The following is a 13,491-nucleotide window of genomic DNA, read 5'->3' on the forward strand; positions in this document are numbered from 1 at the left end:
ATGACGACAATCAAAAAAGTAGGATGGCACTTCGGCCATCCTACTTTTTTGATAAGGGCATTTCAATTTATTGTGCGTTCACAAATTCTGCTGATTTAATTCCGGCTTGGCGACCGAAAATAATAATTTCCGCCACCGAGTTTCCGCCGATTCGATTTTCTCCGTGTAAGCCGCCAGCTACTTCTCCAGCCGCGAATAACCCGGTAATTGGTTGCCCCTCTTTATTTAGCACTTCCGTATTCGTATTAATTTTCACACCGCCCATTGTGTAGTGGACGCCTGGACCGATTTTAATCGCATAATATGGCGCTTTGGATAAATCATTATCCATACCTGTCGTACGACCAAATTCAGCATCTTTTTTACTAGCTACACTTTGGTTCCATGTATTTAATGTTGCTTCCAAGTCAGTAGCTGGAACATCAATTTCTTTAGCTAAAGCCTCAATCGTATCCGCCTTTTTCACAAAGCCCATTTCTTCATATTGCTTAATTGCCTTCACACGTTCTGTTACGCCTGCATCAAAAACTAAATAAGCCGTTCTTTCTGGCAATTTATTAATAGCAGCAGTCACTTTATCTCGTGTGTCTAGTTCATTTGTGAAACGCTTGCCGTCGCTATTAACTAAAATGGCACCTTCACCACGAACTGCTTCCCCAATTAAATACGATTTTTCTTGTTGAACCGTTGGGTGAACTTGAATTTGATCCATATCAACCGTTGTACCGCCAAGTTTCTCAATCATCTTGATACCATCGCCAGTACTACCTTCTTGGTTCGTTGTAACATAACCTTTTAAATCTGGACGAACTTTTTCAATCAATTCAGCATTAGCACCGTATCCACCGGTAGTAACAACAACTGCGTCTGCTGTGATATTTTTCTTCGTCTTATCATTGAACACGACTTTCACGCCGTTTACTTTGCCATCTTTTTCAGTAATTTCCGTTACATTTGCATTGACAAACGTTGGAATTTCTTCTTTTTTCACATTTTCTAACAGGCCATCTACTAAATATTGTCCTACTGCGGAACCGTCTTCTGGACGATGCGTCCGTTTTTCATTCATTCCGCCTGTAATGGTAATATTATTTAGCGTAATTCCTTTTGAATCGAGCCAATCAATTGCGTCGGCGGAGTTATCTACAAAGAAGCGTAGCATTTCTTTATCATTCGTTCCGTGTCCGCCTGCTAAAGTTTCCTCATAAAAGAGGTCGTTACTGTCTTCAATCCCTTGTTCTTTTTGAAATTTAGTTTCTGAAGCGTTCATACCAGACGATGCTTTGGACGTATTTCCTCCGGCAACTGGCATTTTTTCGAAAATAACTGGGTTTAAGCCTTTTTCTTTTGCTTCAAGTGCTGCGGACATTCCTGCACCACCTGCACCGATGATAATGATGTCGTAATGGTCTTCCAGTTTATCTAGTGATGTATAGCTCGCTTGAGATGCTCCTGAATTTGCTTCCGTAGCTTCCTCTTTTTCACTAGCCTTACTTTTCTCGTTTGACTTATCACTGGACCCGCACCCTGCTAGTACGAGTGTGATAGAAAGGATAAAAATAAGTGTAGCTAATAATTTCTTTTTCATTGTTAAACCTCCGTTTTTTCCCTTTTTCACGTTTATACCCTTACCTTGTGAACACATGAACAAGCATAACATAAAATAAACTCCTTGTGTGCGAATTCACAAAAAAAGTGCTCAAAAAAACAAAAATAAAAGCCGCTATCCTTGTTTTAGGATAGCGGCTTTTATTTCGTAAATACATTTGGCTCGAAATTAAGCTTCTTATACAAAACAATTTTAGAATTCGCTTTAATTTCATCTGCTCTTTGCACAGTTTACGATATTTCTCCCCATCTGGGATTTCATGAAAATTAACTTTTCTTATTAAATTATACGCGCGCCTTGTCTAAATGCGCGGTGTCATTAAGTTGTACGATATTAAATTGGCCATTCTCATATTCGACTTTACTAATACTTGTATTTAAAATTCGTTCGCCTTCTGCGCGGTGGTCTGACATTTTTCCGCCTCCTAAAAGATACATCAGGAGCGTTAACGTCATGCCGTGAGAAACGACGAGAATATGACCGCTTTTTTGTTCAGAAATAAGCTTTTGCATGCCTTTTTGAACGCGTTCTTCTAGCTCATAATAAGTTTCGCCGCCATTTTCGCTTGCGTCAAATGTCGCTGGGCTATGTAGCATCGCTTCACGCGCTTCTTTAAACTGAACATCTAGTTCGCTGACACGCACGCCTTCCCATGAGCCAAAGCTCATCTCACGAAACTCTTCGGTAAGGTGAATCGGGACTTTTTTTCCACTTAAAATGTATTTGGCTGTATCTTGTGTACGTTTACTTGGACTCACATAAGCTGCTTTAAAAGGAATATCTTGAAGTGCCTCGCCGACTAAAATCGCACCATTTTTCCCTTCAGATACAAGCGGGGAGTCTCCCCAGCCTTGCATTTGTCCAGTTAAATTCCATTCTGTTTTGCCGTGTCTTACAAAATAAATTGTCAATTTGCCTTGTTCCAATTCATTTCCTCCTATAATTCAAACACTAATAGATATTATTGTACCACTCCATCTATTTTTTTAAAAGAGGACGAATTTCGCTCATTTTCGGCTTTAAAGCTTGGCTAGACTTGTTGAAAGCGATTTAGTCGCCTTGTAAATTTCGCGATAAATCAGATAGATTTTTTCATATTTTGCTACATTTTGCGCATTTGGCGTATATAATTGACCTTGATACGTGACAAAAGTTTCCGCGCATGCATTTAAATCCGGATAAATCCCGAGCCCTGTAGCGGCAATCATAGCGGCCCCAAGGCCCGGACCTTGCTCACTCGTTAGCGTTCGCACATTTCGGTTGTAAATGTCCGCTTGCATTTGAAGCCATAGCGGGTTTTTGGCACCTCCGCCAACTGCAACGATTTCCGCCGCATCACGTCCTGCCAGTTTTAACAGCTCAAAAGCATCACGCAGTGAAAAAGTAATGCCCTCAATAACCGCGCGCATGAAGTGACTGCGCGTATGCTGGCCGTCAATGCCAATAAAAGCACCGCGAATCTCGCTATCCGTGTACGGGGTGCGCTCACCGCTTATATACGGCGTAAACAGCAAGCCTTCCGCACCAACTGGGATTTTCTTAGCCCCTTCAAAAAGTGCGTCAAAATCTTCGTCTGGCGCGAATTCCCGCTTAAACCAGTTCAAACTATTGCCCGCAGAAAGCGTCACGCCCATTGAATAAAAAGACCCTTCTTCTACATGGTTAAAAAAATGTAACGGTGACGCGTCGGCCTCCAAAATGTCCGATTCGAAACTTAGGAAGACGCCACTCGTTCCAATGCTCGACAGTGCGAGACCTGGTTTTGTGATGCCGGCACCAATTGCAGCTACTGCGTTGTCCGCTCCGCCCATGAACACTTTCGCGCTCGTTTGAATCCCGAGTTGCCGCGCGAGTTCCGGTGTGACCGTTCCGATGCAAGTCGTTGATGAAACGAGTTTTGGTAGCGTTTGCCTTGGGATTTGAAACGCGGTTAAGATTTCCTCTGAATAGGTTTTCTTTTGGACGTCAAGGAGCAGTGTGCCGGCTGCGTCGGAGTAATCGGTGCAAAGTTCGCCCGTTAAAATGTAGGCCAAATAGTCTTTTGGCAAACAAAAATGCGCCGCCTGATCCCATGTTTTCGGTTCATTTTGAGCAAGCCAGACCAATTTAGGGAGCGTGAAGCCTTCCAGCACATCATTTCGCGTAATCGATTTAATGTCAGGCATCTTCTCCCGAATATACTTACACGCCTCCGTTGTACGGACGTCATTCCACAAAATGGCCGGGCGCACCACTTCCATCTCGCTGTCCATCACAACAAGACTGTGCATTTGCCCCGAAAAACTAATGCCTAGAAGCTCCGCCTTTAAATCAGGCACCGCCTCGTGAAGCGCTTGAAATACCACCTTTAAGGCACGCACCCATTCAGCCGGATTTTGCTCGCTGTAGCCCCTTCGCTCACTAATTAGCGGGTAATCGCTTGCGGCGTCTGCAATGAGCTCGCCCGCTTCACTCATCAAAACCGCTTTTAACGCGCTCGTTCCTAAATCTAAACCTAACACATAACCCATTTTTTTCTCCTTTAAATTAAATAATCGTTCAAGCGTGACTTCACATATTCAATGTGGCTTGACGCGTTTTTGACTTCCTCATTTGCTAGCGCATATTCAGTTAGCGTTTCTAGGTCTTCCTCGCCTTTCAAAATGCGTGCGCCAATTCCTTCGCGGAAGCTTGCGTATCGTTCTTCCTTAATTTTTTCAAAAAAGCGCTCTTCTGTAAGTTTTGCTGCTGCTTTTAATCCCCGTGCGTACGTGTCCATGCCAGCGATGTGTGCGAGCAGAAGGTCTTCCATCGCAAATGAACTGCGGCGAACTTTGGCATCAAAATTAATGCCGCCTGGCGCGATTCCGCCGTTTTGCAAGATTTCATACATCGTGAGCGTTGTGTCATACACATTTGTCGGGAACTCGTCGGTATCCCAGCCGAGCAGCAGATCGCCTTGGTTCGCATCAATCGATCCGAGCGCGTTGTAGGTGCGCGCCACATTTAATTCGTGTTCAAACGTGTGGCCAGCAAGCGTTGCATGGTTCGCCTCTAAATTCAATTTAAAATCATTTTCGAGACCGTATTTTTGTAAGAAAGCCATTGTTGTGGCCGCATCGAAATCGTATTGGTGTTTCGTTGGTTCTTTTGGTTTTGGCTCGATTAAAAATTGTACGTCGTGACCGATTTCTTTCGCATAACGAATCGCCATTTTATACATCCGCGCCATGTTCGCCTGTTCAAATCCCATATCCGTATTTAAAAGCGATTCATAGCCTTCACGGCCGCCCCAAAAGACGTAATTTTTGCCGCCTAGTTTTTTACTAATATCGAGGCCTTTTTTAATTTGGGCGGCTGAGACGGCGTATACGTCCGCATTATTCGTCGAAGCAGCTCCGTTTAAAAAGCGCGGGTGCGTAAATAAATTTGCCGTATTCCATAGCAATTTGATGCCCGTCTGCGCCATTTTCTGCTGAATTAAATCCGTGATTTCATCTAAATTGCGCATGAATTCTTGAAGGGAGTTGCCTTCTGGCGCAATGTCCACATCATGGAAACAAAAATACTCCACGCCTAGCTTCTCCAAAATCTCAAAAAACATGTCTACCCGATTTCTCGCGAGCTCCATTTCCGTTGCCCCGTGTACATCGCGAACATTCGTTGCCGCACCAAACGGGTCAGATCCGTCTTGCGTCATGGTGTGCCAGTAAGCGACTGCAAAGCGCAAATGCTCCTTCATCGTTTTTCCTAAAACAACCTCTTCTGGATTGTAATGTCTAAATGCAAATGGATTTTCGGAAGTTACACCTTCATAATTAATTTTTTCGATTTGTTTAAAATAAGTCATCATTTTCTCCTTTATTTTTCGTTTTCTCTAAACGCGCGATTTCGTTCTTCTAACTCTACTAAATATTGTTTTTCCTGTTTGTCAGCTCGGTAGAAAAATAGTGCGATAGCTGCAATGGCAAAGCCAACAATTGGAATCCAAACGAAATTAAATTCGATGGCACGAAGGGATGCGTCGGTTTGAACTTGGTTCGCCTGATAACCGCCCATCGCCAAAATTCCAGCCGTCAAGGCACCGCCGATACCCATACCAAATTTTGCCCCAAAGCTAGAAGCCGATGTCAATAGCCCTTGGGCGCGTACACCGTTCTTCCATTCGCCGTAATCAACTGTGTCGGCAAGCATAACGGATAACAATCCGGAAATAAAACCAGTTCCAAAAGCATTAATGATAACCCCAACAATAATAATCGCGATACTCAAATTGTGTGCCCCGACACCCATGATGACTTGGCCAACAATTGCAAGCGCTAGCCCCATCACCATCGTGTTTCGCTTACCAATTCGTCCAGCGACAGCAGGTGTAAATAATAATGTCAGAAGCGATCCAAATGCGAGCGCCATAATGATGGGCACTAAATCTTCACGACCGAGATTGTATTTAAAGAAATACACCGTCGTTTGATTTTTCATCGTCATCGCCATCCAGTAAATGAAGTTCATTAGAATCATAATCATCCACGGCCAGTTACGCTTCATTGCTTTGACGCTATCCTTGACGCGCACCACTTTTTGAACGTTAGTGACGCGCTCTTTTGTGTTGACGAAAGTATTTAAAAGTAAAACAACAGCGACGATTGAAAAGAGCAAAATCGTTAGGAAAAAGCCTTTTTGCTGGTCGCCAGAACCGAGTAGCGCCACAATTGGCAAGGTGAAAACGGTTACGATAATTTGCCCGAGCGTGCCACCAAATTGGCGAATAGTTCCGAGCACTGTCCGCTCTTTCGGGTTGTTCGTCAAACTTGGCAAAATCGATGTAATTGGCAAATTCACACATGAATAAAAAATGCCGACTAAAATGTACGTCACATATGCCCAAACAATTTTTCCGCCGTCCGATAAGTCTGGCGTTGTAAATGTGAGCACACACATCAAGCCAAACGGAATGGAGAACCATAAAAAAAACGGCCTGCTTTTCCCCCATTTTGTATGTGTTCGGTCAATAAAAATCCCAATGATTGGTCCGTCAAACGCGTCAATGACACGTGCGACTAAAAACAGCGTTCCCACTGCCGCCGCACTAATGCCATAAACATCCGTATAGAAAAACATTAAATACGTTCCGATAACTTGAAATGCTAAATTACATGCTGTGTCGCTTAAGCCATAACTAATTCTTTCTTTCCATGGAACCATTGCTTTCAGAGGTGCTGCCTCTTTTATACGTTCAGTTGCTTCCATTTCGTTACCCTCACTTTTTTAATTTTTTTACTTCAGACGAAGATTTTTTGCTCCCTCAAAATGCAGTACATCACCCGAACCGGGCTTATGCCAAACAACAGAATAATGTGCGATGTTTTCTACATCAACAGAAACAACATCTGCTTGTTTATTCACCGTGACACGCGCCACTTCTTCACCCGCTTTAGAAAAAATCGGCTCTGTGACAGAAACGTCCGCCCCGTCAAAACCGTATACGTGGATTTCTGGGTTCGCCGCGTAATCGTACTCGGCGCGCTCACCTTCTCTGCCCATCACAATCACACTGTTTTCTCTCGCAAGCAGTGGAAACGACATATAATCGTGCGTTTCGCTGTACCACTTTTCGCCTTCATATGTTTTTTCGGTTAAAATGTTCGTCCATTTCCCTTGTGGCAAGTAAAATTCACCTCTACCCGCAGAATTGAAAATCGGGGCCACTAAGAGCGCGTCACCGAGCATATATTGCCGATCCAAAGTTTGCGCCGTCAAATCCTTCGGAAAACTCATCACCATCGGGCGCATCATTGGAATGCCCGTTTGATGTGCCAACACCGCATGACGGAACAAGTACGGCATTAAACGCAGTTTTAGCTTCGTAAATTTGCGCGTTACTTCCGTCGCCTCATCATCAAACACCCACGGAACGCGGTATTCGACATTGCCGTGATAGCGACTATGAGAAGATAAAAGTCCAAATTGCGTCCAGCGTTTGTAAATATCTGGCGTCGCGCCTTCTTCAAAGCCGCCGATATCATGACTCCAGAAGCTAAAACCAGATAGCATGAAGGACAAGCCGCCTCGAAGCGATTCCGCCATGGATTCATACGTCGATAAGCAGTCACCTCCCCAATGAACGGGAAATTTCTGACTACCCGCTGTAGCTGACCTTGCAAACACAACAGCCTCGCCTGGTTTCTTGCGTTCTAAGAGCTCATACACCGCCTCGTTATATTGATACGCATAATAATTGTGCATTTTTTCAGGATCAGATCCATCAAAGTATGTAACGTCAGTTGGAATTCGCTCACCAAAATCCGTTTTAAACGCGTCCACACCCATATCCATGAGCGCTTCTAGTTTCGACAAGTACCACGCTTTCGCTTCCGGGTTCGTAAAATCGACCACCGCCTGGCCACCCTGCCATAAATCCCACTGCCAAACAGAACCATCTTTACGTTTAATGAAATAGTCGTTCGCTTTCCCTTCCGCAAATAAAGCCGATTTTTGCGCAATATAAGGATTTATCCAGACGCAAATTTTCAACCCTTTTTCCTTCAAACGTTTTAACATCGCTTCTGGATTCGGAAACACTCGCTTATCCCATTCGAAATTGCACCATTCAAAGTCTTTCATCCAGAAGCAATCAAAGTGAAACACTTCAAGTGGAATATCGCGTTCTTTCATGCCATCTATGAAGCGATTGACCGTTTCCTCGTCGTAATCCGTGCAAAACGATGTGCTGAGCCACAAACCGAACGACCATGCTGGCGGCAGTGCTGGTTTGCCCATCAAATCTGTATATTTCTGGACTATATCGGCCATTGTCGGCCCATAAATCACATAATACTCAAGCGTCTCGCCTGCCACACTAAACTGATTTTTCGACACGTGCTCTGTCCCAATTTCAAACGATACGTGTTCCGGGTGATTCACAAAAACGCCATACCCTTTATTACTTATGAAAAAAGGGACGTTTTTATAGGACTGGTCGCTGCTTGTTCCGCCGTCTTTATTCCAAATATCAACCGTCTGCCCATTTTTGACAAAGTTCGTAAACCGCTCGCCTAAACCGTAGATGTTTTCGCCGACTGCTAGGTTCAACCTTTCGCGCATAAAATTGCCGTCCGCCGATTCAACATAGCCTTGTCCGTTTACATCAGATGTTGTAAGGAGCGTATCATTTCCGAAAAACGCAATTTTATAGCTCGTTTTATCGAGCTCGGCTTTTAAGGCGCCAGATTGAACGACAATTTTTTCTTGCGTATCAGTTGTTTCTAGCTCTCGTTTGTTTTTCTTGACTGGAAATTCCGGACCTTTTTTTAGTCCCCCATCATGATGTTTTAAAGTGACTTTGAGAATGTCTTCTTTTGGTGTTTCTAAACCGACCGTCATCATTCCTAAATTCAATGTGTCGCCACGAGTTTCAATTTTCTTAAACGGCGCATAAACCTCAACTGAATCCGCTTTCATTTTGTAATCAAAAATTTCTTTTGGCGTGTGAATTGTGTAACCTTCTTTGACGAGCCAAATCCCATCTGTAAATTTCATGACTTTTCCTCCCATTCATCAAACGTTTGCAAAAGTTTAAGTTTGTTAGCATGATAAACTAACTAACAATAATATAAAGGAATACGGTTTCTTTTGTCAAGCCTTTTTGCTAAAATAAAAAGAGAAAGCGGGGGAAACGAATGTTTACTAGTCGTGCAGGAATTAGAGAATCAAACGAACGAATCGTCTTAAATAAAATTGCGCAAAAAGGGCCGCTTTCGCGTGCCGAACTTGCGGAGACTATCGGTTTAAATAAAGCAACCATTTCTGATATCGTAAAAAAATTGATGACACAAAAACTTATTAATGAAGTTGGCATTGGCGAAAGTACAAATCAAGGCGGCCGAAAGCCCATCATGCTTGAGCTTAATGCCAAAGCGGGTTTTTCCGTCAGCGTTGACATCGGCTACAACTACATTGACGTGATGGTGCAGCGTTTAGACGGCACTGCCTATAAGCGGGAGTTGTTTCCTTTTAAGACCATCAAGCGGGACACGATTATTCAGGAACTTTCTGAAAAACTTGGTGTATTTCTTTCCAGCTTGCCAAAAGCGCCATTTGGGGTTGTAGGAATTTTAATCGCGATTCACGGAATTGTACTAGACAACCAAATTCAATTTACACCAGCATATGATTTGGCTTTTCTGGATTTCAAAAATACACTCGGCGAACAATTTGCCTGCCCGGTGTACGTGGAAAATGAAGCGAATCTATTAGCAGTTTCTGACCATACAAGAGAAGAAAATTACGCAAACCTTGTGAGTATTAGCATTCATTCTGGCGTGGGAAGCGGCGTTATTTTGGACAATCAACTTTATACCGGCATAAACGGCTATGCTGGCGAAATCGGACATATGACTATTGTGACTGAAAACGGCCGCCCATGCCCGTGCGGCGCAAATGGCTGCTTGGAGTGCTACGCTTCCGAAAAAAACACTTTGGACACATATAAAGAACTATCTGGACACGAAAACGCACTCGTCGTAGATTTATGCCGCGCTTTTTTGGAAAAAGATGCAACGGCCGTGCGCGTCGTACAAAATATGATTCACTACTTAGCAATTGGCATCCAAAACGTGACGGCGCTCTACAACCCAGAAGTTGTTTTTATAAACAGTGAAATTTCGCGGCTTATACCCGATTTCACCAACCAAATCGAAGCCAAACTCACTTCATTCACATCAAAAAATATCAAAATAAAAGCCTCCCACCTAGGCGAGGAAGCTATCTTGTACGGTGCTGGCTATTTAGTTATAAAGCGCTTCTTAGATTCATAAAAAAAGCAGTTTCCTGAATAATAGGAAACTGCTTTTTATTACACCTCATCTGCTGTAAATACCAGACCTGCTGAAGCTTTCGCCTTCGTCACAACGTCCATCACAATTTGGCTGTGCGCAAGCTTGCGGAGCATTTCGTCCGCATCTTTTTCATCAATGATACGCTGGAACGCTGCGAATTCGTCGTACATGCGATGTTCGCTATCCTTCACGTCAATATGCTCATCTTCGCCGCTGTTTGGCAAAAATTCAAAAGAATCGCAAACACTTACCGAGCCGTTCACATGAATCGTTCCCGCGTCGCCTTGAACATTCGCTGAAATTGGTGCCTTACTATCTTTTGAGCCAATGCAAACCGCCTTAAAATTACCGTAATCCATCACTAGAACGCCAGACGTATCAATCCCTTTCGCCATATTTGCGTAATAATGGACATCTTTTGGTGCGCCGAACAAGCCAACAACAAAATGGACATTGTAAATGTTCAAGTCCATCAAGGCTCCGCCAGACATTTCTCGATTAAACGCTGGTAAAATGTTTCCTTCTTTGAAAGCATCATAACGCGAGGAGTACTGTGAATAGTTCGCTTCCACAATTTTCATTTCGCCAAGGCTACTCACCCGTTTTTTTATTTCCAAAAAATTCTTCATGTATTGATTGGTAATCGCTTCGATTAAGAAGAGACCTTTTTCTTTGGCTAAATCAACAAGAATTTGTAGCTCTTTGGCGTTCGATGTGAAGGGCTTTTCACAAATGACGTGTTTGCCATGGGTGAGCGCCATTTTCGCATACGAAAAATGCAAATGATTGGGCAGCGCCACATAAACCGTATCGATTGAATCATCCGTTAGAAATGCTTCAAAATCCGTATGTACCTTGTCAATGCCATACTCTTTTTGCAAACCTTCAAGCTTCGCACGACTTTTCTCCCGCCCGAAAATCGCCGCAAGCGTAATCTTAGGAAGTTCTGCAAAAACAGGTAGCAAGTCATGAACAATCATTCCTGATCCAACAATGCCTAATTTCATGTTATTTACACTCCTCTATTCCTTTTTCTAAAATTTGCATTTGTAGTAACGTTTCCTCGTCCTTCACTTGTTTCGGCTTCCCGTTCACAATGGCTTCATAAAGCCCATCATACACGCGACCATAATCGCCCACTTCCGAAATTACTTTTTCCTCGTGGTAATCGCCGCTTTCGTCTATATAAGTCAGCGTTCCGTAATGTTCGGGTAAATCAATGCCAAAATCTGGATTTTCAGGCATGTAGAACAGTTTTAAATGCTCTTCTTGACGGTCTTTCGTTTCCTTCACAAAAGAACCTTTTTTACCGTAAACAACAAAGCTAGGGCGCCCTTTCAAACGGAAATAGCTCGATTTGACGGAGACTTTTAAGATGTTGTAGTAAAAATCCAAATCGAAATAGTCGTTCATCCGGTTTTCGCCGAGCAATTGCCGGACGTCATAATGGATTTTGTCCGGTTTTCCAAAATAAGATAGCACTTGGTCGATGGTGTGGCAACCGTGGCCGTATAGGTAGCTGTTATAAAACTCAAACTTGTGCGTCGACTCGGGCACTTCTGGTCTAAAATAGTCATAATGCATTTCCACTTCCAACAAGTCGCCCAGTTTCCCACTTTCAATGACGCGCTGCACCGTTAAAAAGTCGGAATCAAAACGACGATTTTGGTAACACTGCGCAATTAGACCTTTCGCCTTCGCTAGTTGAAAAATTTCTTCGGCCTCTTCGGACGTCATCATAAACGGCTTTTCGACTAAAACATGTTTCTGAGCTTCCAAAACTTGCTTCGCAAATTCAAAGTGGGACTCCTGCGTTGTGGCTACCACAATCATTTGAATTTCCGAATCAGACAGTAATTCTTCCAAATTCGTTGTATAATGAATATGATCAAATTTTTTCCAAGCATCATGACTTGGATTTCTCCGGTAAATGGTTTTAACGCGAATGTTATTTCGTTCTAATACGAATGGTAGATGGTATCGGTTGGTGCTTTTTCCGTTCCCGATATATCCAATTGTAAGCATACTAAATCCTCCTCGTTTCACTTTGATACTTTTATCTTATAAGTATTTGGCGAAAAAGGCTACCAATTATGTTTGCGCCAGTTCATTTAGGAAAAACGGTTCTAAATGTATTGCGGAAAACTTATTTTTTGCACAAAAAGTTCATGAAAGGAGCTTTTTTATGATTTTAACGAATATGAAAAACATGGCGAATTTTACGGCGACTGAAAAAACAATTGCAACATTTATTCTTAAAAACACCGATAAAATGGAACTTCTGACGATTCAAGAGCTGGCAAAAAGGACGTTTTCATCGCATGCCACCATCATCCGTTTTACTCGAAAATTAGGTCTTTCGGGGTTTAAAGAATTTAAAATTGCGCTTGTGAAGGAAATTCAAGGTCGCGAGTTTTCGCCTGCTGATGTTGACCCGAACACGCCGTTTAAGGAGGGGGACTCGCTTTCCACGATTAGTCGCGAGATTATGGAGCTCACGCAGCAGACTGTTTCGGAAAGTTTTCACTTGCTTGATGAGGCGAAACTTGCCAAGGCAGCGCGGCGGCTACACGGGGCAGAGCGAATTTTTTTATTTGCGGTGGGCGATTCGCAAATTCGGGCGGAGAGTTTTCAAAATAAGCTGTGGAAAATTAACCGCTATACGTTTTTGGCTACGAAGCGCGCGGAATGGGCGGTTCATACGGCAAATATGACGGAACGCGATTGCGCGGTTTTTGTAAGTTATGACGCGAAATCAAAACTTGATCTTGCGGCGGCGAAATTTTTAAAAGAACGCGCTGTGCCCATCATTTTGCTTACCTCACATACTACGAGCGAACTTAGTAGACTCGCGGATATTTGCATTTCGATTCCGAAATCGGAGGATAAAACGGCGCTCAAAATTTCTACTTTCGCTTCACAAATCGCCTTTGACTACGTCTTAAATGTATTCTTCGCAGCGCTTTATCAAATGGATTACGACGAAAACAAAACATATCTTGCAAAAAACCAAGCGTTCTTTCAGGAGAATGATGTTTAACTTAAAAAAGAAGCTGAATGAATCCA

10 protein-coding genes are annotated in these 13,491 nt (G+C 43.1%); 2 read left to right on the plus strand and 8 right to left on the minus strand.

All coding sequences use genetic code 11. From position 1 onward, the window contains the following. Positions 1–67: 67 nt before the first annotated feature. The 6 genes from CFT42_RS10260 to yicI form a co-directional block, all read right to left on the minus strand. A complete protein-coding gene (locus CFT42_RS10260) occupies positions 68–1,588 on the minus strand; it encodes a flavocytochrome c (protein ID WP_088810497.1) in 1,521 nt (506 codons plus the stop codon). Between the two features lie 305 nt (positions 1,589–1,893). Beyond that, positions 1,894–2,535, minus strand: coding sequence for a histidine phosphatase family protein (locus CFT42_RS10265; protein ID WP_088816081.1), 642 nt, complete (start codon positions 2,533–2,535; stop codon positions 1,894–1,896). A 93-nt stretch (positions 2,536–2,628) separates the two neighbouring features. Next, on the minus strand, positions 2,629–4,119 hold the full coding sequence (xylB, locus tag CFT42_RS10270; protein WP_088816082.1) for a xylulokinase: 1,491 nt from the start codon (positions 4,117–4,119) through the stop codon (positions 2,629–2,631). A gap of 11 nt (positions 4,120–4,130) precedes the next feature. Continuing rightward, positions 4,131–5,438 (minus strand): xylose isomerase, encoded by a 1,308-nt coding sequence (gene xylA / locus CFT42_RS10275; RefSeq protein WP_088810475.1) that lies wholly within the window; start codon positions 5,436–5,438, stop codon positions 4,131–4,133. Positions 5,439–5,449: 11 nt separating this feature from the next. Then, positions 5,450–6,838, minus strand: coding sequence for a glycoside-pentoside-hexuronide (GPH):cation symporter (locus tag CFT42_RS10280; RefSeq protein ID WP_088810476.1), 1,389 nt, complete (start codon positions 6,836–6,838; stop codon positions 5,450–5,452). Between the two features lie 27 nt (positions 6,839–6,865). Next, entirely contained in the window at positions 6,866–9,127 is a 2,262-nt protein-coding gene (gene yicI / locus CFT42_RS10285; RefSeq protein WP_088816083.1) for an alpha-xylosidase, read from the minus strand. A gap of 140 nt (positions 9,128–9,267) precedes the next feature. Between yicI and CFT42_RS10290 the strand changes: the two genes are divergently transcribed. Beyond that, positions 9,268–10,404 carry an ROK family transcriptional regulator gene (locus CFT42_RS10290; protein ID WP_088816084.1) on the plus strand — a complete coding sequence of 379 codons (1,137 nt, stop codon included), beginning with the start codon at positions 9,268–9,270 and terminating at the stop codon, positions 10,402–10,404. Between the two features lie 38 nt (positions 10,405–10,442). Here the strand turns inward: CFT42_RS10290 and CFT42_RS10295 are convergent, their stop codons facing one another. Continuing rightward, a complete protein-coding gene (locus tag CFT42_RS10295) occupies positions 10,443–11,432 on the minus strand; it encodes a Gfo/Idh/MocA family protein (RefSeq protein ID WP_088816085.1) in 990 nt (329 codons plus the stop codon). A 1-nt stretch (position 11,433) separates the two neighbouring features. Continuing rightward, entirely contained in the window at positions 11,434–12,450 is a 1,017-nt protein-coding gene (locus tag CFT42_RS10300; protein ID WP_088810480.1) for an oxidoreductase, read from the minus strand. Positions 12,451–12,610: 160 nt separating this feature from the next. Here CFT42_RS10300 and CFT42_RS10305 point away from each other — a divergent pair, with 160 nt between their 5' ends. Beyond that, complete coding sequence (locus CFT42_RS10305) at positions 12,611–13,465, plus strand: MurR/RpiR family transcriptional regulator (RefSeq protein ID WP_088816086.1); 855 nt, start codon at positions 12,611–12,613, stop codon at positions 13,463–13,465. Positions 13,466–13,491: the final 26 nt, after the last annotated feature.

The organism is Listeria goaensis, assembly GCF_900186125.1.
GTDB lineage: Bacteria > Bacillota > Bacilli > Lactobacillales > Listeriaceae > Listeria > Listeria goaensis.